Source organism: Desulfothermus okinawensis JCM 13304, from assembly GCF_054654515.1.
Genome location: NZ_BAAIEW010000028.1, coordinates 1 through 21,904, shown reverse-complemented (window position 1 = coordinate 21,904; position 21,904 = coordinate 1). Strand labels below are relative to the sequence as shown.

General features: G+C 38.5%; 28 protein-coding genes. 27 read left to right on the top strand and 1 reads right to left on the bottom strand.

What is annotated here, in order from left to right:
- Positions 1 to 2 precede the first annotated feature (2 nt).
- The 25 genes from rpsS to selD all read left to right on the top strand — a co-directional run bounded on the left by rpsS (position 3) and on the right by selD (position 12,479).
- Positions 3 to 290 (top strand): 30S ribosomal protein S19, encoded by a 288-nt coding sequence (gene rpsS / locus ACYQ0O_RS10785; protein WP_459892925.1) that lies wholly within the window; start codon positions 3 to 5, stop codon positions 288 to 290.
- A 15-nt stretch (positions 291 to 305) separates the two neighbouring features.
- Positions 306 to 638: a 50S ribosomal protein L22 gene (gene rplV / locus ACYQ0O_RS10780; protein WP_459892923.1), complete on the top strand. Its 333-nt coding sequence runs from the start codon at positions 306 to 308 to the stop codon at positions 636 to 638.
- Positions 639 to 650: 12 nt separating this feature from the next.
- Positions 651 to 1,295, top strand: coding sequence for a 30S ribosomal protein S3 (gene rpsC, locus ACYQ0O_RS10775; RefSeq protein WP_459892921.1), 645 nt, complete (start codon positions 651 to 653; stop codon positions 1,293 to 1,295).
- On the top strand, positions 1,288 to 1,698 hold the full coding sequence (gene rplP / locus ACYQ0O_RS10770; RefSeq protein WP_459892919.1) for a 50S ribosomal protein L16: 411 nt from the start codon (positions 1,288 to 1,290) through the stop codon (positions 1,696 to 1,698). The genes rpsC and rplP overlap by 8 nt, the downstream gene beginning before the upstream one ends.
- Before the next feature lie 2 nt (positions 1,699 to 1,700).
- Positions 1,701 to 1,922, top strand: a complete 222-nt coding sequence (rpmC, locus tag ACYQ0O_RS10765) for a 50S ribosomal protein L29 (RefSeq protein ID WP_459892917.1) — start codon at positions 1,701 to 1,703, stop codon at positions 1,920 to 1,922.
- The gene (gene rpsQ / locus ACYQ0O_RS10760; protein ID WP_459892915.1) at positions 1,897 to 2,169 is read left to right on the top strand and encodes a 30S ribosomal protein S17; all 273 of its coding nucleotides are present in this window, start codon (positions 1,897 to 1,899) and stop codon (positions 2,167 to 2,169) included. Before rpmC ends, rpsQ begins: the two co-directional genes overlap by 26 nt.
- A gap of 12 nt (positions 2,170 to 2,181) precedes the next feature.
- A complete protein-coding gene (rplN, locus tag ACYQ0O_RS10755; protein ID WP_459892913.1) occupies positions 2,182 to 2,550 on the top strand; it encodes a 50S ribosomal protein L14 in 369 nt (122 codons plus the stop codon).
- A gap of 13 nt (positions 2,551 to 2,563) precedes the next feature.
- The gene (rplX, locus tag ACYQ0O_RS10750; protein ID WP_459892911.1) at positions 2,564 to 2,890 is read left to right on the top strand and encodes a 50S ribosomal protein L24; all 327 of its coding nucleotides are present in this window, start codon (positions 2,564 to 2,566) and stop codon (positions 2,888 to 2,890) included.
- Positions 2,891 to 2,904: 14 nt separating this feature from the next.
- On the top strand, positions 2,905 to 3,444 hold the full coding sequence (rplE, locus tag ACYQ0O_RS10745) for a 50S ribosomal protein L5 (RefSeq protein WP_459892909.1): 540 nt from the start codon (positions 2,905 to 2,907) through the stop codon (positions 3,442 to 3,444).
- Positions 3,445 to 3,455: 11 nt separating this feature from the next.
- On the top strand, positions 3,456 to 3,641 hold the full coding sequence (locus ACYQ0O_RS10740; RefSeq protein ID WP_075069934.1) for a type Z 30S ribosomal protein S14: 186 nt from the start codon (positions 3,456 to 3,458) through the stop codon (positions 3,639 to 3,641).
- A gap of 10 nt (positions 3,642 to 3,651) precedes the next feature.
- Entirely contained in the window at positions 3,652 to 4,035 is a 384-nt protein-coding gene (rpsH, locus tag ACYQ0O_RS10735) for a 30S ribosomal protein S8 (protein WP_459892907.1), read from the top strand.
- 10 nt (positions 4,036 to 4,045) lie between these two features.
- The gene (rplF, locus tag ACYQ0O_RS10730; protein WP_459892905.1) at positions 4,046 to 4,582 is read left to right on the top strand and encodes a 50S ribosomal protein L6; all 537 of its coding nucleotides are present in this window, start codon (positions 4,046 to 4,048) and stop codon (positions 4,580 to 4,582) included.
- A gap of 11 nt (positions 4,583 to 4,593) precedes the next feature.
- Positions 4,594 to 4,944: a 50S ribosomal protein L18 gene (gene rplR, locus ACYQ0O_RS10725; RefSeq protein ID WP_459892903.1), complete on the top strand. Its 351-nt coding sequence runs from the start codon at positions 4,594 to 4,596 to the stop codon at positions 4,942 to 4,944.
- A 14-nt stretch (positions 4,945 to 4,958) separates the two neighbouring features.
- Positions 4,959 to 5,450: a 30S ribosomal protein S5 gene (gene rpsE, locus ACYQ0O_RS10720; protein ID WP_459892901.1), complete on the top strand. Its 492-nt coding sequence runs from the start codon at positions 4,959 to 4,961 to the stop codon at positions 5,448 to 5,450.
- Positions 5,451 to 5,462: 12 nt separating this feature from the next.
- Positions 5,463 to 5,633: a 50S ribosomal protein L30 gene (rpmD, locus tag ACYQ0O_RS10715; protein WP_075069936.1), complete on the top strand. Its 171-nt coding sequence runs from the start codon at positions 5,463 to 5,465 to the stop codon at positions 5,631 to 5,633.
- Positions 5,630 to 6,070 carry a 50S ribosomal protein L15 gene (rplO, locus tag ACYQ0O_RS10710; RefSeq protein WP_459892898.1) on the top strand — a complete coding sequence of 147 codons (441 nt, stop codon included), beginning with the start codon at positions 5,630 to 5,632 and terminating at the stop codon, positions 6,068 to 6,070. Before rpmD ends, rplO begins: the two co-directional genes overlap by 4 nt.
- Before the next feature lie 15 nt (positions 6,071 to 6,085).
- Positions 6,086 to 7,384: a preprotein translocase subunit SecY gene (secY, locus tag ACYQ0O_RS10705; RefSeq protein WP_459892957.1), complete on the top strand. Its 1,299-nt coding sequence runs from the start codon at positions 6,086 to 6,088 to the stop codon at positions 7,382 to 7,384.
- Between the two features lie 16 nt (positions 7,385 to 7,400).
- Positions 7,401 to 7,514, top strand: a complete 114-nt coding sequence (gene rpmJ / locus ACYQ0O_RS10700) for a 50S ribosomal protein L36 (RefSeq protein WP_459892896.1) — start codon at positions 7,401 to 7,403, stop codon at positions 7,512 to 7,514.
- A 14-nt stretch (positions 7,515 to 7,528) separates the two neighbouring features.
- Positions 7,529 to 7,900, top strand: coding sequence for a 30S ribosomal protein S13 (gene rpsM, locus ACYQ0O_RS10695; protein WP_459892894.1), 372 nt, complete (start codon positions 7,529 to 7,531; stop codon positions 7,898 to 7,900).
- A 17-nt stretch (positions 7,901 to 7,917) separates the two neighbouring features.
- Positions 7,918 to 8,307, top strand: a complete 390-nt coding sequence (gene rpsK, locus ACYQ0O_RS10690) for a 30S ribosomal protein S11 (protein WP_459892892.1) — start codon at positions 7,918 to 7,920, stop codon at positions 8,305 to 8,307.
- A gap of 24 nt (positions 8,308 to 8,331) precedes the next feature.
- Entirely contained in the window at positions 8,332 to 8,958 is a 627-nt protein-coding gene (rpsD, locus tag ACYQ0O_RS10685) for a 30S ribosomal protein S4 (protein WP_459892890.1), read from the top strand.
- 26 nt (positions 8,959 to 8,984) lie between these two features.
- Positions 8,985 to 10,025, top strand: a complete 1,041-nt coding sequence (locus tag ACYQ0O_RS10680; RefSeq protein WP_459892888.1) for a DNA-directed RNA polymerase subunit alpha — start codon at positions 8,985 to 8,987, stop codon at positions 10,023 to 10,025.
- The gene (gene rplQ, locus ACYQ0O_RS10675) at positions 10,015 to 10,431 is read left to right on the top strand and encodes a 50S ribosomal protein L17 (protein WP_075069938.1); all 417 of its coding nucleotides are present in this window, start codon (positions 10,015 to 10,017) and stop codon (positions 10,429 to 10,431) included. The genes ACYQ0O_RS10680 and rplQ overlap by 11 nt, the downstream gene beginning before the upstream one ends.
- 86 nt (positions 10,432 to 10,517) lie before the next feature.
- Positions 10,518 to 11,426: a selenium metabolism-associated LysR family transcriptional regulator gene (locus tag ACYQ0O_RS10670; RefSeq protein ID WP_459892885.1), complete on the top strand. Its 909-nt coding sequence runs from the start codon at positions 10,518 to 10,520 to the stop codon at positions 11,424 to 11,426.
- A gap of 15 nt (positions 11,427 to 11,441) precedes the next feature.
- Positions 11,442 to 12,479: a selenide, water dikinase SelD gene (selD, locus tag ACYQ0O_RS10665; RefSeq protein WP_459892883.1), complete on the top strand. Its 1,038-nt coding sequence runs from the start codon at positions 11,442 to 11,444 to the stop codon at positions 12,477 to 12,479.
- A gap of 53 nt (positions 12,480 to 12,532) precedes the next feature.
- On the opposite strand, the gene ACYQ0O_RS10660 is transcribed toward selD, so the two are convergent.
- Complete coding sequence (locus tag ACYQ0O_RS10660; protein ID WP_459892881.1) at positions 12,533 to 14,710, bottom strand: RelA/SpoT family protein; 2,178 nt, start codon at positions 14,708 to 14,710, stop codon at positions 12,533 to 12,535.
- A gap of 252 nt (positions 14,711 to 14,962) precedes the next feature.
- Here ACYQ0O_RS10660 and ACYQ0O_RS10655 point away from each other — a divergent pair, with 252 nt between their 5' ends.
- Together ACYQ0O_RS10655 and ACYQ0O_RS10650 are read left to right on the top strand one after the other, a co-directional pair.
- A complete protein-coding gene (locus tag ACYQ0O_RS10655) occupies positions 14,963 to 18,178 on the top strand; it encodes a DEAD/DEAH box helicase (RefSeq protein ID WP_459892879.1) in 3,216 nt (1,071 codons plus the stop codon).
- A 297-nt stretch (positions 18,179 to 18,475) separates the two neighbouring features.
- A partial coding sequence (locus tag ACYQ0O_RS10650) for a YDG domain-containing protein (protein WP_459892877.1) occupies positions 18,476 to 21,904 on the top strand: 3,429 nt, incomplete at its 3' end.

Genomic DNA, 21,904 nt, shown 5'->3' with positions numbered 1-21,904 from the left:
TTATGCCAAGATCATTAAAAAAGGGGCCTTTTATAGATGACCATCTCCTAAAAAAGGTTAAAAAGGCAAAAGAGACCAATGATAGGTCAGTAATCAAGACCTGGTCCAGGAGATCCACTATACTCCCTGATATGGTAGGTTTAACATTTGCTGTTCACAATGGGAAAAAATTTATCCCAGTGTTTGTGACTGAAAATATGGTTGGGCATAAATTAGGCGAATTTGCGCCCACTAGGACATTTCATGGCCATGCTGGCGATAAGAAAAGTAAGGTCAAGGGTAAAAAGTAATATAAGAGGTAAGTTATGGAGGCAAAAGCTACGCTAAAATTCGTCCGGATATCTCCAAGAAAGGCCAGACTGGTAGCAAAAAATGTAAAAAATATGCCAGTGGAAAAGGCGTTGAATATTTTGCAGTTCACGCCTAAGAAGGCTGCAAAAATAATTTATAAAGTAATGTATTCAGCCCTGTCTAATGCAGAGAATAATTACTCCATGGATGTAGACAGGCTGTATGTAAAGAATATATTGGTCAATGAAGGTCCAACGTGGAAAAGGATTAGGCCAAGGGCCATGGGCAGGGCTACCAGGATTTTGAAGAGGACGAGTCATATAACAGTCATTCTTGATGAAGAGTAGGAGGAGAGGGCATTGGGTCAAAAAGTACATCCATACGGGTTTAGGTTAGGGTATAATAAAAATTGGTTGTCACGTTGGTATAGTAAGAAGGATTATTCAAGATATGTCTATGAAGACAAGCAACTGAGAAAATTTATTAAACAGAGGCTTTATCACGCTGGGATATCAAGAATAGAGATCGAAAGGGCTGCGGAAAAGGTCAGGATAATTATTCATACAGCCAGACCAGGGATTGTTATTGGTAGAAAAGGTGTAGAAATTGAAAAGCTCAGAAATGAACTTAAAAGGAAATTCAAAGGGGAGTTCATACTCGAGGTTGTAGAAGTTAGACGGCCTGAAATTGATGCCCAATTGGTCGCAGAAAACGTGGCTCTACAACTGGAGAGGAGGGTGGCATTTAGGCGTGCCATGAAAAGAGCCATTAGCTTGGCCCTAAAATTTGGTGCTAAAGGGATAAAGATTGCCTGTTCAGGGAGATTAGGCGGCGCCGAAATAGCCAGGACTGAGTGGTTTAGGGAAGGCAGGGTGCCGTTGCACACGTTAAGGGCAGATATAGATTATGGTTTTGCTACTGCGTTGACTACATATGGAATTATTGGCGTTAAGGTGTGGATATTTAAAGGCGAAATATTAGACGAGGTAAAAGCAGATGCTTAGTCCAAAAAAAGTAAAATATAGAAAGCAACATAGAGGATTTACAAAGGGAAAGGCCTACAGGGGTTGTAGGGTCAGTTTTGGAGATATTGGTCTAAAGGCCTGTGAGCATGGAAGGCTAACAGCCCAACAGATTGAGGCTGCTCGTGTTGCTATAATGAGAAGTTTAAAGCGTGGTGGAAAGGTTTATATTAGAATATTTCCAGATAAGCCTGTGACTGAAAAGCCAGCTGAGACAAGAATGGGAAAAGGAAAGGGATCTCCCTCAGCATGGGTGGCCTTGGTTAAACCTGGGCGTATTCTTTTTGAAATAGCTGGTGTAGATATATCTAGGGCCAAAGAGGCGCTAGTTAGGGCATCATATAAATTGCCCATTAAGACAAAAATTGAGGAAAAGGGGATATAGTGATGGATGCGGCTAAATTAAGGGAGATGGAAATATCAGAGCTACAAAAGAAACTAGCTGAATTTAGAGAAGAATTGTTTAAATTAAGGTTTCAGCACTCAATTGGTCAGCTAAAAAATACAGCCAGGATACCCTCTGTGAAGAGGACCATCGCAAGAATATTAACAATCATGCGGGAAAAGCAATTGGAGTTAAAGGATGGAAGGACCAAAGAAAGCAATTAAAAGAAACAAAAGGGTGCTTACCGGCATAGTGGTTAGTGATAAGCCTGATAAGACCATTGTGGTGAGTTGTGAAACAATGGTAAAGCATCCCCTGTATAAAAAATTTATAAGAAAGAGAAAAAAATTCATGGCCCATGACCCAAGAAATGAATGTGGTATGGGGGATAAAGTCCAGATTATAGAAAGTAGGCCACTTAGCAGGAGAAAACGCTGGAGGCTTCTCAAGATTTTGGAAAAAGCGGTTTAGGAGGATAAGGCCATGATTCAAGTTGAGAGTAAATTAGATGTAGCAGATAACTCAGGGGCTAAAATAGTAAAATGTATCAAAGTACTTGGGGGAAGCAAGAAGAGATACGCAACAATTGGAGATGTAATAGTAGTATCGGTGCAAGAGGCCATTCCCCATTCCAAGGTGAAGAAAGGTGAAATATATCGTGCAGTAGTTGTCAGGACAAAAAAGGAAGTTGGAAGGCCTAATGGGTCATACATAAAATTCGATACAAACTCAGCGGTTTTGTTAAATAAAAATATGGAGCCCATAGGTACACGTATTTTTGGACCTGTAGCCAGGGAACTTAGAGACAAGAGATTTATGAGGATTGTATCATTAGCCCCAGAAGTACTATAGAGGTGGGTCAGATATGAATAAGAAATATAAGATTAAGGTAAATGATAAAGTAATGGTGATATGTGGCAAGGACCGAGGAAAGGTCGGTACAGTAAAAAAAATTTTGAAAAAAAAAGATAGGGTAATAGTCGACCAAGTAAATATTGTTAAGAGACATATGAAAGGGAATCCATATACAGGACAGGCTGGAGGGATTGTAGAGAAAGAAGCTCCTATTCACATATCTAACGTTATGTTGTTTTGTGAGGCGTGTTCAAAGCCTACCAGGGTTGGTTATAAATTTACTGAAGAGGGTAAAAAGCTTAGATATTGCAAGAAATGCAATGAGATTCTTGATTAACAAAGGGTGTGACTATGAACCGTTTAGAAAAGATATACAAAGAAAATGTAGTTCCAAAATTAATGGAAGAATTTGGATATAAATGTATAATGGAAGTGCCTAAGTTGAGGTGTATTTCTCTGAATATGGGTCTAGGTGAAGGTGCACATGATAACAAAATAATACAGGACGGGCTAAAGGAATTAACTCTTATTGCAGGCCAGAAGGCAGTGCCCACTAGGGCAAAAAAGTCAATTGCAGCCTTTAAGGTAAGGCAAGGTATGCCTGTGGGTTGTCGTGTTACCCTCAGAAAAGAAAGGATGTGGGCATTTTTTGACAAATTAATTAATTTTGCAATTCCCAGGATAAGAGACTTTAGGGGACTGCCCGATAGGGGTTTTGATGGTCGAGGGAATTTTACTTTGGGTATTAGGGAACACACAATATTTCCTGATATTCCCATTGATATAGTGGATAGAGTCAAAGGAATGAATGTGACAATTGTAACTACAGCCAAGACTGATAAGGAAGGCAAAACATTGTTAAAGATGTTGGGAATGCCATTTGTTAAGTAAAGGAGGATAAATTGGCTAGAAAGGCACTAATGGTAAAGGCTCAGAGAAAACCAAAATTTAAGGTTAGGAAGTATAATAGATGCCCATTATGTGGTAGGCCAAGGGCTTTTTTGAGAAAATTTGGAGTATGCAGGATATGTTTTAGGACAATGGCTTTATCGGGTGAACTTCCAGGGGTCCGCAAATCAAGTTGGTAAGGAGCGTGTTATGGGAATGACAGATCCAATAGCAGATATGCTAAGCCGCATAAGAAATGCTCACATGGCCCTTCACAAAAAGGTCAGTATACCTAAGTCCAAGATGAAGAAGGCCATATTGGAGATTTTAAAAAGTGAAGGCTATATAGACGGTTATGAAGAACAAGAACATGACATCATTGTAAATTTAAAGTATGTAAAGGGCAGGCCAGCTATAACTGACTTAAAGAAGGTTAGTAAGCCAGGAAGAAGGGTATATGTAGGTGTTGATGACATACCCCAGGTTCAGAACGGATTGGGTATATGTATTTTGTCTACTTCACGGGGTATATTGGAAGGGACAGAAGCCAAAAAACAAAGGGTTGGCGGAGAGCTTATCTGTAAAATATGGTAGGGTGGTAAATATGTCTAGAATAGGAAAAGTACCAATTAAGATACCTGAAAAGGTAACTGTTACCTTCAAAGGAGACGAGATAGAGGTCAAGGGACCAAAAGGGTTAATAGTTCTTGGTAACAGCGATCTTATAGAATATGAACAAGAGGGCGACACAATATACGTAAAAAGAAAAAATGATTCTAGGAAGGCAAGGGAGCAGCATGGTCTTAGGCGTACCTTGCTTGCAAACGCAGTTGAGGGAGTGACCAAAGGATTTGAAAAGGGATTGGAAATAGTAGGAGTTGGATATAGGGCTGAGGTCAAGGGAAAGACATTGGTCATAAATGTGGGATATTCCAATCCAAAGGAATATCAATTACCTGAAGGAATTACTGCCAGGGTAGAAGGGAATAAGATTTTTATAACTGGTATTGATAAACAATTGGTAGGTGAAGTTGCTGCACAGATTAGGAGGATTAGGCCTCCTGAGCCTTACAAGGGAAAAGGGATTAAATACATTAACGAACAAATTTTACGCAAAGCTGGAAAATCTGCTAAGGCTTAAGGGTGGTGGTTATGAAACTAAGTAGAAACGAGCTCAGAAAAAAAAGAAAAATTAGGATAAGAAAAAAGATTTTTGGTACCACTAAAAGGCCCAGACTGGTAGTTTTTAGGTCTAATAAACATATATATGCTCAGATCGTGGATGATACTAAGGGTCATACAATCGCATCCTATTCAAGTTTGAGATTAGGAGAAGCGAGGAAATTAAATAAAGACACAGCCAAGATGGTGGGAAAAGAAGTTGCTAAAATTGCCTTAGAATTGGGTATAGAGAAGGTGGTTTTTGATAGAAATGGTTACATATACCATGGTAGAGTTAAGGCTTTGGCTGATGGAGCCAGAGAGGGTGGACTAAAATTTTAAATTTGAGGTGATGTATGAGCACAGTAAATGAAATTGGCCTAATAGAAAAAATAGTCCATTTAAATAGAGTGTCAAAGGTTGTTAAGGGGGGTAAGAACTTTAAGTTTACCGCCCTAGTGGTTGTGGGAGATGGAAATGGTAAAGTTGGTTATGGTTATGGTAAGGCCAACCAAGTTCCTGATGCAATTGTAAAGGCTACAGAAAGGGCGAAGAAGAACCTAATTGAAGTGCCTATTATTGATGGAACCATTCCTTACCAGGTTATTGGAGAATACGGGGCTGCAAGGGTTTTACTCAAGCCTGCAGTAAAGGGTACTGGTATTATTGCTGGTGGACCTGTTAGGGCTGTTATGGAGGCTGCAGGGGTCACTGATGTGTTGAGTAAAGCCATTGGATCAAGAAATCCCATAAATGTCATAAAAGCCACTATTATGGGCATTACAATGCTACGTGCACCTGAAGAGGTATCTGAAATTAGAGGGAAAAGTCTATCAATCGGCGGGTAGGGGGATTTTATCATGAAAGTTAAGTTAATAAAGAGTAAAATTGGTTGTAGCCCAAAGCAGCGTAAGACCTTGCAGGCATTGGGCCTAAGAAAAATAAATCAAGTAAAAGAGCTACCAAATAACGATGCAATTATTGGTATGATAAACAAGGTAAAACATTTAGTCGAGGTGGTGGAGAAATGAAATTACATGAGCTAAAGCCATTTCCTGGTGAAATAAAAGCCAAGAAGAGGATTGGTAGAGGTCCCGCCAGTGGACAAGGTTGTACAGCAGGAAAGGGTAATAAGGGCCAAAATGCAAGGGCAGGCAAAGGTCCTGCACCCTGGTTTGAGGGTGGACAGATGCCACTTGTGAGGAGGCTACCAAAAAGGGGATTTAAAAATCCATTTAAGGTGGAATATAATGTATTCAATTTGGAGTTCATTGAGAAGAAGTTTAATGATAAAGACGAGATAACTTTAGAGGATTTGTATAAATACTGTAAAAAAGACAGACCCATAAAAATATTGGGTAAGGGTGAGATCAACAAAGGTTTTAAGATTTGGGCACACAAGTTTAGCAAGAGCGCTTTAGAGAAGATAAATCAGGCAGGTGGTGAAGCCAAGGTTTTGGAGGGTTAATAGGTGATACCACAAATTGAAAATGTGACTTTCTCAAAGGAGCTTAGTCGCAGGATATTAATTACCTTGGGATTATTAATTGTATATAGATTAGGGATACATGTTCCAGTACCAGGAATTAATACAGGGGCCATTGCTGACTTCTTTGCCTCGGCTCAAAATACATTATTTGGCCTATTTGACATGTTTGCAGGTGGCGGGCTCAGTAAATTCTCAGTATTTGCTTTGGGAATAATGCCTTATATTTCAGCTGCAATTATAATGGAATTACTTGTGGTAGTTAGTCCTGAATTGGAAAAGCTAAAAAAGGAAGAAGGTGAGGCTGGCCGAAGGAAAATTACCCAGTACACAAGGTATGGTACAGTACTTATCACCTTAATTCAGGGTACAGGAATAGCATATGGTCTACAAAAGATGACAAGTCCAGCAGGAGTTCCTGTTGTACCACATCCTGGTCTAACATTTATGTTAGTGACTGTGATTACCTTGACCACGGGGACGGTATTTTTGATGTGGTTGGGGGAGCAAATTACTGCCAGGGGAATAGGTAACGGGGTGTCTCTGATTATATTTGCGGGAATAGTTGCCAGGATTCCAGGGGCAATAACAAAGACGGTTAAACTGTTGCAAACTGGTGAGCTCAGCTTGTTTTTGTTGCTTATATTGCTGGCAGTTATGTTGGGGGTACTGGCTTTTATTTGTTTCATAGAAACTGCACAGAGAAGGATACCAATAAATTATGCCAAACGCATGGTGGGAAGGCGCATGTATGGGGGACAGAGTTCTCATTTACCCCTAAGGATTAATACTGCTGGGGTTATTCCACCAATTTTTGCATCTTCCATACTTATGTTTCCAGCTACCATAGCAAATTTTTCACAGGTTGAATTTTTACATCAATTGTCAGTATATTTTAGACCAGGATCTCTCCTGTATACCATACTTTATGTGGGTCTTATAATATTCTTTTGTTTCTTTTATACGGCAATTATATTTGATCCCAAGGACATTGCGGAGAATTTGAAAAAGCAAGGAGCCTTTATCCCAGGAATTAGACCAGGGAAACATACAAAAGAATATATAGATAAGGTTTTGACCAGACTCACTTTTTGGGGGTCTTTATATGTGTCTGCAGTTTGTGTGCTTCCTATGATTCTCATTTATAAGATGCATGTACCCTTTTATTTTGGTGGTACCGCCCTATTAATTGTGGTTGGCGTTGCCATTGATACCATGACCCAAATACAATCACATTTAATATCTCAACAATATGAAGGGTTACTAAAAAAGGCCAGGATCAAAGGTAGAATATAATTTTAAGGAGAAGACCATGAAAGTTAGACCCTCTGTAAAAAAAATGTGCAGTAAATGCAAAATTATTAGAAGAAAAGGCATAGTACGTGTTATATGTGAAAATCCAAAACATAAGCAAAGACAAGGATAAAGTGGAGGATTAAAGTGGTAAGGATTGCAAGCGTAGATTTACCAAAAAACAAGAGGCTTGACATAGCATTGACTTACATATACGGAATAGGCCGCTCCAGTGCCCTAAAGATTTTGGAAGCAGTGGGGGTTGATTGGACAAAGAAGACAGACGAATTGGGTGCAGATGAAGTAAATGCCATTAGAAAAGAGATTGAACAAAATTACAAGGTTGAGGGTGATCTTAGAAGGGAGATTACCGCAAACATAAAAAGGCTCATGGAGATAAATTGTTACAGGGGAATCAGGCACAAAAGGCATTTGCCTGTACGGGGGCAAAGGACTCATACCAATGCCAGGACAAGGAAAGGTCCTAGAAGGTCTATTATAGGAAAAAGAAAGAAATAAAATTGGAGAGATGAAATATGGCAAAAGCTAAACGTGGCGGGAAAAGAAAGGAGAAAAAAAATATTCCAACTGGCTATGCCCACATAAAATCTACCTTTAACAATACAATAGTGACATTTACTGATCAAAAGGGCAATGTGGTAAGTTGGGCAAGTGCTGGATCCTGTGGTTTTAAGGGATCCAAAAAAGGTACACCATATGCAGCCCAGATTGCCGCTCAAAAGGCAGCAAAACAGGCACAGGATCATGGGATGAGGAGCGTGGGGATATTTGTTAAGGGTCCTGGGGCTGGTCGTGAGTCAGCCATGAGGGCCATACACAATGAAGGGTTTAAGATCACGTTTATAAGAGACGTGACCCCTATACCTCATAATGGATGCAGACCACCAAAACGTAGAAGGGTTTAGTAAAAAATTTAGGAGGATAAAGCCTTGGCAAGATATACAGGTCCAAAGTGCAGATTGTGCAGAAGAGAAGGTACAAAACTTTTTTTAAGGGGAGACAGATGCTACACAGATAAGTGCGCCTATGAGAGGAGGCCATATGCACCTGGTCAACATGGAAGGCGTAGGAAGAAGTCCAGCAACTACGAGATACAGCTCAGGGAAAAGCAGAAAGTCAAAAGGCTGTATGGTGTATTAGAGGGACAATTCAGGAAATATTTTGAAATTGCAGAGGCAAAAAAAGGTGTTACTGGAACAAATTTACTCAGGATATTGGAATTACGCTTGGACAATGTTGTATATAGACTTGGGTTTGCAAACTCAAGAAATCAGGCCAGACAATTGGTTAGACACGGTCATTTTCTCGTGAATGGCAAAAAGGTAGATATACCTTCATATCAATTACGGGTAAATGATGTAGTAGAGGTCAAGGAGAAAAGTAGAAAGGTCCCAACCATTCAGGAGGCACAGGAGGTAGTGGCCAGGAGAGGGGTCCCTCAGTGGTTGGAACTTGATTCTGAAAATTTTAAAGGCCAGGTGAAAGCCCTTCCTGAAAGAGAGGACATAACATTTCCAATAAATGAAAACCTCATTGTAGAGTTGTATTCTAAATAAAAAATAAAATTAATTGGGTAAGGTGTATGATAGTAAAAGAACAAGGCAGGATCATAAATGTGAGGAATTGGAGCGAGCTTGTAAGGCCAAAAAAAATTGAAAAGGATCCTGACTCAAACCAATTTTATGGAAAATTCATTGTGGAACCCTTGGAAAGGGGATATGGAACCACATTGGGGAATTCCCTTCGAAGGGTTTTGCTTTCATCTTTGCAAGGGGCAGTTATTGTTTCAGTAAAGATTGAGGGCGTGTACCACGAATTCACTTCCATACCAGGGGTTATGGAGGATGTAACAGAGATTGTGTTGAATTTAAAGAAAATTAGATTTTATATGGATACAGATGAACCTCAAAGATTAACTCTTTTTGCCAACAAAAAGGGAGAAGTTACGGCTGCTGCTATTCAAGAGACCAGTCATGTGAAGGTACTCAATCCAGAGCAACACATAGCTACTCTTACTGAGGATAAAGAGTTTAAAATGGAATTGGAAGTGCGTATGGGTAAAGGATATGTTCCTGCTGAAATGCAGGACGTTCCTAGTGATATAGGTACTATTGTTTTAGATGCAAATTTTTCCCCCATTAGAAAGGTTGCATATACAGTAGAGCAGGCTCGTGTGGGCCAAATGACCAATTATGACAAGTTGATAATGGAAATATGGACTGATGGCTCTGTTTCTCCAGAGGATAGTTTGGCTTATTCTGCAAAGATACTAAAAGAACAGCTTGATATATTTATCAATTTTGACGAAACCATTGGCGGAGAGGAAGAAGAGGAGAAGACAGAGGAAGAGATAAATCCAAATCTCTTTAAGACAATTGAGGAATTGGAACTTCCAGTTAGGGCGAGCAATTGTTTAAAAAAGGCCAATATACATTATGTGGGTGAATTGGTACAAAAAACTGAAGCAGAGCTGCTGAGGGCAAAAAATTTTGGAAAGAAATCCTTAGATGATATATTAAAAGTCCTCCACGATATGGGTTTGGACCTAGGGATGAAAATCGATAATTTTCAGGAACAACTAGAAAAATGGGAAAAAAAGAGGAAAGAGGATCATGAGGCATAGGAAGAGTGGAAGGAAGTTAAATAGGACTTGGGAACACAGAAAGGCCATGTTTAAAAACATGGCAAAGTCTTTAGTGGAACACGAGAAGATTACCACAACAGTTCCTAAGGCAAAGGAACTGAGAAAACTCACTGATAAGCTTATTCATTTTGGACTGGAAAATACGGTTCATGCAAGGCGTAAGGCTTTTAGAATCCTTGAGGATCGTTCACTTGTTAAAAAGCTTTTTGATGAGATAGCTCCACGTTATAAAGGTAGACCTGGAGGATATACTAGGGTTGTAAAAATGGCCATGCCCAGACCAGGTGATGGGGCGGAAATGGCCATTGTGGAGCTTGTTCAGGAGCAATTTCAAGTCCAGAAAGAGGAAACACAAGAGGAAAATGCTGAACCCGTTGAAAATTAGATAAAAATTAAAGACACAAAAAAACAGGGGCAACCCTGTTTTTTTGTGTCTTTATGTATAAGCAATTGTAATAGAAATTATTTGTTATGGATATAGTAAGGCTAAGGAGTTTTTGTAAGGTTTACGAGCTAAGGAGTTTTTCAAAGGCAGCAAAGGAACTTTTTGTCTCTCAGCCCACAGTTTCAAGCCATATTTTGTCCTTGGAAGAGGAATTCGGTCAAAAGTTATTTGACCGAATTGGAAAAAATATTATTCCTACCATTGGAGGAGATACCATATACAGATATGCCAAAGAGATTCTAGATCTTATATATAAAGCTGAATTGGAAATAAAATTGATCAAAAATCAAGTAATTGGTGAGTTAAAGATTGGCGGAAGTACCATACCAGGTTGTTATATCCTTCCAAAAGTAATATCAAAATATTGTAAGGCCTATCCCAAGGTAGAGGTTCAGCTTCAGATATTTGATTCAGAGCAAGTGGTCGGGAAAGTGGCTGATGGTTCTTTAGATGTTGGCATTACTGGTGCTGTATTTGATAGAGAAGATCTCTTATTTAAAAAAATAGTATCAGATAAACTTGTATTTATTGGCAGATCAAAATATCTAAATGACATTTCCAGTCCTGGGGATATAAGGAAAGTCCCTTGGGTCATAAGGGAAAAGGGTTCTGGTACAAGAAGGGCTGTTGAAGGGGGACTTAAGATGGCGGGTATTGAATTATGCCAATTAGACATTAAGGCATTGGTCACAAATACCCAGGGTCTTTTGAGCCTTGTTTCAAGTGGAATTGGAATAAGTGTAACCTCTTTTTTTGCTGCTCAGTCGTTGATTAAATCACATGAGGATGTGGTTATTAGAGAATATCCCTTTTTTGACTTTAAAAGGAGTTTTTATCTGGTTTATCACAGGTCCAGAACCATGTATCCTGCTTCTAAGATCTTCATTGATTATATTTGTAAAGCTTCCAAAGAACTAGTAAGAGGTTTTATTTAAGGGAGAATATTAATTATGGTTGAGTTATTAGATAAGGTTTCTGCAGCAGGGTGAGCGGCTAAGGTCACTCCAGGGTCCCTGGAGGATATAATTTCTAAGTTAAATATAGAAGATGATCCAAGAATTATTGTATCTTTGCTCGACAATGAAGATGGGATTGTATTAAAAAATCCTGAAGGTATGGAATTAATCCAAACCTTAGACTTTTTTACTCCCATAGTGAATGACCCATATGCCTTTGGACAGATTGCAGCTGCAAATGCCATGTCTGATATATATGCAATGGGTGGAGAGCCTTATAGTGCTATGAATATTGTATGTTTCCCCACAAAGGAAATGGATCTCAACATATTAATTGAAATTTTAAAGGGTGGATACCACAAGATTTTAGAGGCAGGTGCAGTTTTGGCTGGAGGGCATAGTGTTGAAGACAGGGAAATAAAATATGGGCTTTCAGTTACAGGAGTTGTAAAAAGGGAACACATTGCTACTAATAGTGGTGCTAGGGTAGGTGATTTCTTGGTGTTAACAAAGCCAATTGGTACTGGAATATTGGCAACTGCCATAAAGGCCAAATGGGAAGGGTATGAAGAGATAGAAAAAGAGGTTTACTATTGGACGTCTAAACTCAATAAGGGCCCAGGTGAGGTTATTAGAAAATTCAATATAAAAGGGGCCACTGATATAACAGGTTTTGGACTGGGAGGACATTTACTTGAGATGGCAAAGGCCTCTTGTGTTGAGATAAATTTGTGGAGCAAGGAAATACCCATCTTAGAAAGGGTAATAGAATTTACACAGATGGGACTTGTACCAGAAGGATCCCATGCCAACAAGAAATTTTGCGAAAAAAGGGTGCAGTTGTCTGGAGAAGTTGATCCTGTATTAGTGGACATTATTTTTGACGCCCAGACTTCAGGGGGAATGGTGCTCTCTGTTTCAGTTGATAAAATAGATGATGTTTGTAACTACCTGACCCAAAAGGGGGATTTGGCCTGTATAATTGGAGAAGTGAAGCCTTTTGGAGGAAAGGGGTTTTTAAAGATAATATGATATTGTAAAACATACTTTATAGGCCTCGAGATCTCTTCTATATAAAAGGGTGTTTAGTTCATCTTAGTGGTCTCTCCAGTGGTCCTTATTGCCTCTATTACAGGAGGAAGTTTACTCAACTTTTCTAATGTGGAGTATAGGTGTTCTGAACTATCTATTTCTATTTGAAAGAATATTTCAGTGGTATTGTCCACTTTTGTATTAAAGTTACCAGAGATTATGTTTATGTCTTCGTCACTTAGGGATTTAGCAATAAGTGCAAGGGCTCCTTTTTCGTTTTTAGATACAATTTTTATGGTAGCAGTGTATGTCTTGTTGTCTTCTCCAGCCCAGGTGACCTCTACCAACCTATGGGGCTCTAAATTTTTCACATTTGGACAGTCTGAGGTATGGACGATGATCCCTCTCCCTCTGCTTATATATCCAACAATAGGGTCTCCTTTTACTGGCTGGCAGCACTTTGCATATCTAATGAGCAGGTTTTTGGCACCTCTAATAACTACCCCTTCTTTCCTCTCTTCATTTATTTCCTTAATCTCTTGCTGTGCACTATTTTTTGAGCCTCTATTTTTTGTTGAATCTTGTTTTTTAGTTTCTGGTTGAAGAAGTCTGTTTAATACCTGTTTTGGGGTCAATTTAGCGTATCCAACTGCTACTAAAAGGTCCTCCACTGTTTTATAAGAAAATTCTTCTGCCACTTTATCCAACGATCCATTTTTGAGTTCCCTATTGAAATTAATACCCAATTTTCTTGCTTCTTTTTCCAATATCTCTTTAGCCAGGCTAATGCTGGTGGCCCTTTCCTCTGTCTTAATCCAATGTCTTATTCTGGTCTTTGCCTTAGCAGTCTTTACAAACTTTAACCAATCCCTACTTGGCTTGTGATTGGGATTTGTTATTATCTCAACCAGGTCTCCATTTTTTAACTTGGTATCCAAGGGAACAAGTTTACCATTTACCTTGGCACCTACACATCTATTCCCAACTTCAGAATGAATCATGTATGCAAAATCCACTGGTGTAGCCCCTTGTGGTAGTGCCAGTACGTCCCTGTTTGGTGTAAATACGTAGACTTCATCCTCAAATAGGTCTATTTTTAAAGACTGGATAAATTCCTTTGGATCTTTTAGATCCCTTTCCCAATCGAGTATTTGTCTGAGCCAGGAAAATCTTTTTTCGTCTTTAGGATTTATTATCTTTTTATCTTTGTATTTCCAGTGAGCAGCTACCCCGTATTCAGCAATGTAGTGCATTTTCTCTGTTCTTATCTGTATTTCTATCTGCTCACTGTCTGGGCCTATAACTGTTGTATGTAAACTTTGATACATATTGGGTTTTGGCATTGAAATATAGTCCTTGAACCTTCCAGGGACTGGCGGCCACTTTGAATGGATAATCCCAAGGGTAGTATAGCAGTCCTTAATGGAATCAACTATCACCCTAAAGGCAATAAGGTCATATACTTGATCTAAAGACAGTCTTTGTTTTTTCATTTTTTGATATATGCTATATATGTGCTTTTGTCTTCCGCTTACAGTACCCCTGATATTGTTTTTTTCCAAAATTTGTTCTAGCTCAGATATGACCTTCTTTATGTAATCATCGCCAGTTAAGCGATGCTGTTTTATCCAGTTTAAAATTCTGTTATATACATCTGGTTTAAGAAACTTAAGGCTCAAATCGTCAAGTTCTACCTTGATTTTGTATAGACCCAGTCTGTGGGAAATGGGAGAATAGATCTCTAAAGTTTCCTGGGATATTAGCCTCCTTTTTATGGGATTTTGAAATTCAAGGGTCCTCATATTATGCAACCTGTCGGCAAGTTTCACTAAGATCACCCTGAGATCCCTGGCCATTGCCAGAATCATTTTTCTTATATTTTCAGCCTGAGCTGTCTGCTTTGACTCAAAAGTCATTTTTCCTATTTTTGTAACACCATCTACTATATCTGCTACCTCTTGACCAAAATTTTCTAATATATCTTCAATGGTAACTTTTGTATCTTCAACAGTATCGTGTAGCAGTCCACCAGCTACTGTGGGAGCATCTAGTTTTAAATCTACCAGGACATTGCTAACTTCTAAAGGATGAGAAAGATAAGGCTCTCCATTTAGCCTGAATTGTCCAGCATGTGCAGAAGCTGAATAAACATAGGCCTTCTCAATGAGTGCAAGTTCTGAGGGGTTCATATATTTCGAGGCCTTATCCAATATGTCAGTTATTCGTATCATAAAAAAATTAGCTCCTATGTGCTTAGTGTTAACGATAAAATATATAAGATAGTCTATATAGTAAAGAAAAAAAGCTGTTTTTGACCCTTTTGTTTTCTAAAGAAATACTTGCCAAGGGATATATTTTAAACTATATAATATAAGTTGTATGCCTTGTGGTTTTGACAAAAAGACAAAAAGGGTGTATTAGCGCAAATTTTTGAAACAAAATAGCAAAAATTATTTTATAAAGTATATTTTGAGGTGGGTAGCATGACAATGGATAAGGTGGATAATGAGATAAAACAAAGAGTTGTGGAACTTACAGAATCATTTATTAATGACTCTATTCCTGAATATATTAGAGAAAGGGCAAATTCAATTTTGTCCAATGTGGAAAAAATTGATTTAAAGACCAGGGATGAGTATTGGGATATTGAGGGAATAATTCAGGGCGAAGACTTTCAGGTATATAATCCAGAGATAGGAATAAACCTTGGAGATGGAACGGTCACTTACTTTTGCAACTGCTCAGATTCTTTTTCTGGTGTGTGTCCACATGTGGGGGTTACTCTTTTATCTCTACTCAAGAGTTTTAAAAATGGTAAACAAGAACAACCAACCCCAAGAACAGATTGGAAACAGTCATTTCGGAGATTTTTTCAAGCAGCCCCAGAGCCTGAGCCTGGAAATAACTATTTGATATTTAGATTTTATCCAGAACCTCAGAGATTAATGGTATCCTTGTTTAGGGCCAGGCAAAATAAATCAGGACTTTCCAAAGTACAAAATCCAGTTACTTTGGAGCAGATAATTAATAACCCAGACTGGTGTGAGGTTTCCCCTGAACTTCCAAATGTGGCTCTCCAAATAGGCCAATATTTGGATTACCTAGGCCATAAGGTAGAGATTCCTGCAGGGCTCATCACCTGGTTTTTGTGGACTATTAAAGATGAGTTCTATTTGTTTTGGGAGGATACAGAAATTCCTGTTAGAATCACCACACAGAGTATGAGACTACAGCTAAGACCCATATTATCAGAAGATGGGTTGAGTTTTGATGTATTGCTCAGTCATGAGGATAAGATGCCCTTTTCAATATCTAAAGAGAATGTTTTTATATACGGCCACGTACCCATGTGGGTGTTGTGGAAAAAGACTTTTTATCCAGTGTATTCCACTTTGGATTCAGATCTTATTATGAAATTAGTCAAGGAGCCTCCAATAATCAGTCATAACGAACTTTCAGAATTTTTAGACAGGGTATGGTCAAAGATCCATTCATCGGATTTATATGGACAAGAGGAATTTTTGGAACGTATGGAACCTATCTTTGTCTCTGCCAAGTATAATCCAAAGATCTATTTAGACGAAGAGGGTAGCTTACTCACATTGACCATACAAAATGTATATGAAACTGAACATGGAGATGTGGTTGTAGGAGAGATCAATCCAAGTTTTCAAACTGGAAGCTATAATTTTGAGGGGCGTTCTTATTTAATAAGAAGGGATCAAAAGGCAGAAGAAGAGCTCATTAATAAGCTAATCGAAATGGGTTTCCAAACAAGGACCAATTCCATTTGGTTTTTGGAACCAGAGGGAGCAATTAATTTCCTATTGGATTTCTATCCTCAACTGGTTGAAAAATATAGGGTTTATGGAGAAAAAAATCTCTCTAGATTTAAAGTGCGTCATATAAAACCAAAAATAGTTGCAACTATTGATTCAGAAGGGGAAAACCAAGATTGGTTTGATCTTAATTTATCTGTTGAATATGATAATATAAAGGTGCCCATTGATAAGATTTGGAAGGCCTGGACACAAGGTAAGCGTTATATCCAACTGAAAGATGGCTCATATGCCAGTTTACCTGATTCGTGGTTAAAGAGACTTAAAAATAAACTTGAATCAATGGGTATGGATCCAGATGCAGCTCCAAAGAAAAAATTTAAGAAATATGAAGCCCCTGTTTTAGATAAAATCATCGATGAGGTTGAGGAAGTTGAAGCAAATACCTTTTGGAATAGTTTAAAAGAAAGGATACACAATTTTGAAAAAATCGAACAGATAGAACACCCAAAAAACCTAAATGCTCAACTTCGTCCATATCAGTTACAGGGAGTAAGTTTTTTAAATTTCCTAAGAGAATATGGTTTTGGCGGCATACTGGCAGATGAAATGGGTCTTGGCAAGACCTTGCAAACTTTAGCATTACTTCAGCATGTGAAGGAAAAAGGGGGAGGGGGGCCTAATTTGATAATAGTCCCTACCTCAGTGCTTCCAAACTGGCAAAAGGAGATAGATAAATTTGTCCCTCATATGAAGACCTTGATTATTTATGGAGCAAAGAGGGATCCATTATTTAAAAAGATACCCCAAAGTGATATAGTACTTACTACATATGCTTTGATTAGAAGGGATTTAGATCAATTGTTAAAATATGAGTACAGTTCGATTATTCTGGATGAAGCCCAAAATATCAAAAATCCAAATACAATAACAGCAAGGTCTGTTAGGAAGTTGAAGACAAAATTTAGGGTATGTTTGTCTGGTACCCCCATAGAAAATAATTTATTTGAACTATGGTCTTTGTTTGAGTTCTTAATGCCAGGATTTTTGGGATCTCAGCATGCATTTCAAAAAAGCGTTGTGAAACCCATTAAAGATGGGGATGAAGAAGCCCTAAATTACTTGAGGGCAAGGGTAAAGCCATTTATCCTGCGCAGAACCAAGAAGGAAGTGGTCAAAGAACTTCCACCAAAGGTAGAACATGTATACTACGCAGCTTTAATAGACGAGCAGAAGGAACTTTATGCAGCCTTGGCCAAGAGGCTGAAGGAACAGGTACTAAAGAAAGTAGAGGAAAAAGGACTTGCCCAGTCCCAGATGTCAATACTAGATGCCTTACTAAAATTAAGGCAGATATGCTGCCATCCAAGGCTCCTTAAGCTGGATATGCCTGGCATCAATACAAATATGCCATCTGGAAAATTTGAGGCCTTTAAGGATTTAGTGACTGGTATAATTGAAGATGGTCACAAGGTCCTTGTTTTTTCCCAATTTGTCCAGATGCTCCATATTATAAGGGCTTGGCTAAAAATGAACAAGATACCTTTTGCCTATTTAGATGGTTCCAGTAAAGACAGATTTGAGCAGGTAGAGCGGTTTAATAATGATCCATCTATTCCCATCTTTTTAATTTCACTTAAGGCAGGTGGTACAGGGCTAAACTTAACCTCTGCTGATTACGTAATCCATTATGATCCATGGTGGAATCCTGCAGTTGAAAGCCAGGCAACAGACAGAACCCACAGGATTGGGCAGACCAAGAAGGTGTTTTCGTATAAACTTATATGCGAAAATACAGTGGAAGAGAAGATTTTACAACTTCAGCAAAAGAAAAAAGGAGTTGCAGAGGCAATAATCCCAGGTCAGGATCACTGGAGGTCCTTGACAAGGGAAGATTTAGAGATGTTGTTTGAGGTGTAGATTGGGATATTGGTTTAACCCCAGTTTATCATTTTGATAAACTGGGGTTAATTTCGATTTTTGAAGGAAGAGGTGTGTCTCAAAGAGCTATTTTTATCTCTATTTGAGAATTAAATTAGATTTTTGTCTTTTCAGTATAAATTTTTGGATTTCATTTTTTGATTTTTATTCAATCCTTGCTTAATTTGCCTTTAATCAGAAATCAATAGCGGATTTTAGGTCAATTTTTGGAGTTGACTGACTAAGGCATTATTCGTAAATAATATTAAAAAGGCATATTAAAAAAGGAGTTGAGCTATGGATAAAGTCAATGATTTTGTTCATGGCAGATTTCAAAATGTCGTTAGATTTTTAAACGAAATCAGTTCTAATGGCCATAAAAAGGTGTCTCTATCTTTAATTACCCCTGTATTTATTGTTTTTTGTATAAGTTTATCCTTTGCTGGCAATCTCCCAGAAGGTGGCAGAATAGTTGCAGGCTCAGGTAGCATTAAGCACTCTGCAAACACCATGACTATCAATCAAAACACAAATAAGATGATAGTAAATTGGAAGAGTTTTTCTATAGGCAAAGGAAATTCAGTAAACTTTAAGCAACCATCAAGTAGCTCTATCGCTCTAAATAGGGTATTGGGCTCAGATGTTTCTGTTATTCAGGGGGCATTAAATGCCAATGGTAAGGTTTTTTTAGTGAATTCAAATGGTATATTATTTTCTAAAACTGCCCAGGTCAATGTGGGTGGATTAGTGGCTTCTACACTTGATATATCCAATGAAGATTTTCTATCTGGTAAATACCACTTTAATGGTGCTTCCATAGCAAGCATAGTCAATCAGGGAAAGATAAAAACAGCAGAAGGTGGTGCAGTAGCCCTTATTGCTGCTAAGATTGAAAATAGTGGAGAGATTTCATCACCACAGGGCAATGTCTTAATGGGAGCAGGCAATAGTGTAGTTCTTGATTTGGGAGGCTCTGTAAAGATATCGGTAGATAAAGGAGCACTCAATGCACTTATAAAACAGGGCGGTGCAATCAAGGCAGATGGAGGCTTAATTTATCTTACTGCTAAAGCTGCCAATGAACTTAGTAAAAGCGTGATAAACAATAGTGGTGTAATAGAAGCTAGTAGCATCTCTGTAAATGAAAAAGGGGAAATATATCTTGTGAGTGATAAGGAAAAAGGTGTTGTTAATGTAGATGGAAAAATAAGTGCAAAAGGGGGTTTTGTTGAAACAAGCGGAGCAGAAGTAAAAATAAAGGATACTGCTAACATTACAGCAGGTAAATGGTTAATTGACCCTAGAGATTTTACCATTGCACCAGAAGGTGGAGATGTTACAGGTTTAACCCTATCTAATAGCTTGCAATCAGGTGATGTTACTATTCAGTCGTCAAGCGGAGCAACAGAGGGCAATGGAGATATATTTGTAAAAGATGATATAACTTGGAGTTCTGGTCATACACTTACCTTATCTGCCTACAGGAATATAGAAATCCTCTCAACAATAGATGCATCACAGGGCAGTGGCGGAAAAGTGGTATTGGAATATGGTCAGGGAAGCAGTGATGGAACAATAAACGGAAAAGAAGCCACGTATAGTTTTGGATTAACAGGAATGGGATTTATAGGGAAGATAAACTTACAAGCAGGTCAGAACTTTTCTACCAAACTTGGGTCAAATGGACAAACGATAAACTATAGTGTGATTACAAGTCTTGGTCAGGAAGGAGACGAAGACGGAGATACAACAAATAGCCTACAGGGGCTTGCCAATACCAGTATCAGTAAACGTTATGGAAACTATGCATTGGGTGCAGATATTGACGCATCAGATACCCAAAACTGGAATGGTGGTGCAGGATTTAGTCCAATTGGGCCTTCATTTCAAAATGCATTTTTTGGTAAGCTTGATGGACTTGGGCATACGATAAGTAACCTTTATATTAACCGTCCTTCTACAGACTATATTGGACTTATTGGATATGGTAGAAGTGGGGTTGAAGTTCGTAACATTGGTATTTTAGATGGAAATATTGAAGGGCATGAAAATGTAGGATTATTATTTGGAAAGATTGATGGAGCTGAAAAAATTCAAAATGATTATGTTACAGGAAGTGTATCAGGGAGTAGCTATGTAGGTGGATTAGTTGGAAATGTATTTTATACTACAATTAGCAATAGTTATGCTAATGTAGATGTTTCTGGTAGTTCAAAGAGAGTTGGCGGGTTGGTAGGTTATCTATATGGAAGTACCATTGAAGAGAGTTATTCAACAGGAAATGTATCGGGTAATTTATATGTCGGTGGATTGGTAGGTGATACAATGTTTAATACCATTGAAGAGAGTTATTCAACAGGAAATGTATCGGGTAATTCATATGTTGGTGGATTGGTAGGTTATCTATATAAAACTACCATTGAAGAGAGTTATTCAACAGGAAATGTATCGGGTAATTCAAATGTCGGTGGATTGGTAGGTTATAACTATAATAGTAATATAAATAATTCATTTTGGGACACCCAGACCTCCGGCCAAGGGAGTAGCGCCGGCGGCACGGGCAAAACCACAGCTGAAATGAAACAGCTTGCTACTTTTCAAGATGCAGGTTGGGATATTACTTCTGGTGATAGTGCTGATGGTGTCTGGGGTATTTATGAAGGAACATCTTATCCTGTTCTTAGAGCCTTGCAGAATAATCTTGTGATAAGAGCTAATGATTATACAAAGACTTATGATGGTAATGCCTATAGTGGTGGTAATGGTGTAGAGTATTTGCCTGCATCCGGTTCATCTGTTGTTAGTGGAACTGTTGCTTATAGTGGTACAAGTCAGGGTGCTAAAAATGCTGGAACATATCTCATTACTCCTTCTGGTTTAACACTTAATCGTTCTACTCTACAAGATTATCAAAGTTTTCGTGGTATTGAATTTCGTAGTGGTGTTTTAACCATCGAACCAAAATCCCTAAAAATAACAGGAACTACAGTAGCTGACAAAGAGTACGATGGTACAACAGATGCAACAGTAACTCCAGGGACATTATCTGGATTTGTTGGAAGTGAAACAGTAGAAATTAATACAGTTACAGGAAGATTTGAGGATAAAAATGCAGGAGAAAATAAAAATGTATATGTAAGCTATACATTAAAAGATGGATTAAATGGAGGGTTGGCATCAAACTATAAATTAGATGATGAGATATTAACAGCCACCATCAACCCCCGCCCAGTAAATCTTACTGGCAGTCGTGTGTATGATGGAACTAATGTGGTTAACGCTGACATTTTTAGTTTGGGTAATCTGGTAGCAGGAGAAGACTTAAACCTTACAGGCCAGGGCACAGTAGCAGAGAAAGATGTTGGCAACAACAAACCGGTAACACTAGGCAGCTTGGCACTTGAAAATGGCAATAACGGCCTTGCAAGCAACTACACTCTGCAAGGTGGTACTCATACAGCCACCATCACAAAGAAACCCCTAACAGCCACCTATACTGCATCTGACAAGGTATACGATGGGACTACAGCAGCTACTGTCACAGCGACAAGTTCTGACATCATAAGTGGAGATGATATAAGCCTTACAGCAACAGGGGAGTTTGAAGACAAGAATGTAGGGACAGACAAGAGTGTCAATGTAAGTGGAACACTATCAGGAGCAGATGCAGGGAACTATGCCTTTCAAAATCCAACATCAACAGTAAAAGCAGACATCACTCCCAAA

Excerpts from the sequence above, each read along its gene's own strand:
- ACYQ0O_RS10670 (WP_459892885.1), top strand. The coding sequence starts at position 10,518 with ATGGATATAGTAAGGCTAAGGAGTTTTTGTAAGGTTTACGAGCTAAGG.
- rplQ (WP_075069938.1), top strand. The coding sequence starts at position 10,015 with ATGAGGCATAGGAAGAGTGGAAGGAAGTTAAATAGGACTTGGGAACAC.
- rplV (WP_459892923.1), top strand. The coding sequence starts at position 306 with ATGGAGGCAAAAGCTACGCTAAAATTCGTCCGGATATCTCCAAGAAAG.
- ACYQ0O_RS10655 (WP_459892879.1), top strand. The coding sequence starts at position 14,963 with ATGACAATGGATAAGGTGGATAATGAGATAAAACAAAGAGTTGTGGAA.
- rpmJ (WP_459892896.1), top strand. The coding sequence starts at position 7,401 with ATGAAAGTTAGACCCTCTGTAAAAAAAATGTGCAGTAAATGCAAAATT.
- rpsQ (WP_459892915.1), top strand. The coding sequence starts at position 1,897 with ATGGAAGGACCAAAGAAAGCAATTAAAAGAAACAAAAGGGTGCTTACC.
- rplF (WP_459892905.1), top strand. The coding sequence starts at position 4,046 with ATGTCTAGAATAGGAAAAGTACCAATTAAGATACCTGAAAAGGTAACT.
- rplE (WP_459892909.1), top strand. The coding sequence starts at position 2,905 with ATGAACCGTTTAGAAAAGATATACAAAGAAAATGTAGTTCCAAAATTA.
- rpmD (WP_075069936.1), top strand. The coding sequence starts at position 5,463 with ATGAAAGTTAAGTTAATAAAGAGTAAAATTGGTTGTAGCCCAAAGCAG.
- rplR (WP_459892903.1), top strand. The coding sequence starts at position 4,594 with ATGAAACTAAGTAGAAACGAGCTCAGAAAAAAAAGAAAAATTAGGATA.
- rplO (WP_459892898.1), top strand. The coding sequence starts at position 5,630 with ATGAAATTACATGAGCTAAAGCCATTTCCTGGTGAAATAAAAGCCAAG.
- rplP (WP_459892919.1), top strand. The coding sequence starts at position 1,288 with ATGCTTAGTCCAAAAAAAGTAAAATATAGAAAGCAACATAGAGGATTT.
- rplN (WP_459892913.1), top strand. The coding sequence starts at position 2,182 with ATGATTCAAGTTGAGAGTAAATTAGATGTAGCAGATAACTCAGGGGCT.
- ACYQ0O_RS10680 (WP_459892888.1), top strand. The coding sequence starts at position 8,985 with ATGATAGTAAAAGAACAAGGCAGGATCATAAATGTGAGGAATTGGAGC.
- ACYQ0O_RS10660 (WP_459892881.1), bottom strand. The coding sequence starts at position 14,710 with ATGATACGAATAACTGACATATTGGATAAGGCCTCGAAATATATGAAC.
- rpsH (WP_459892907.1), top strand. The coding sequence starts at position 3,652 with ATGGGAATGACAGATCCAATAGCAGATATGCTAAGCCGCATAAGAAAT.
- rplX (WP_459892911.1), top strand. The coding sequence starts at position 2,564 with ATGAATAAGAAATATAAGATTAAGGTAAATGATAAAGTAATGGTGATA.
- rpsK (WP_459892892.1), top strand. The coding sequence starts at position 7,918 with ATGGCAAAAGCTAAACGTGGCGGGAAAAGAAAGGAGAAAAAAAATATT.
- rpsS (WP_459892925.1), top strand. The coding sequence starts at position 3 with ATGCCAAGATCATTAAAAAAGGGGCCTTTTATAGATGACCATCTCCTA.
- rpmC (WP_459892917.1), top strand. The coding sequence starts at position 1,701 with ATGGATGCGGCTAAATTAAGGGAGATGGAAATATCAGAGCTACAAAAG.
- rpsE (WP_459892901.1), top strand. The coding sequence starts at position 4,959 with ATGAGCACAGTAAATGAAATTGGCCTAATAGAAAAAATAGTCCATTTA.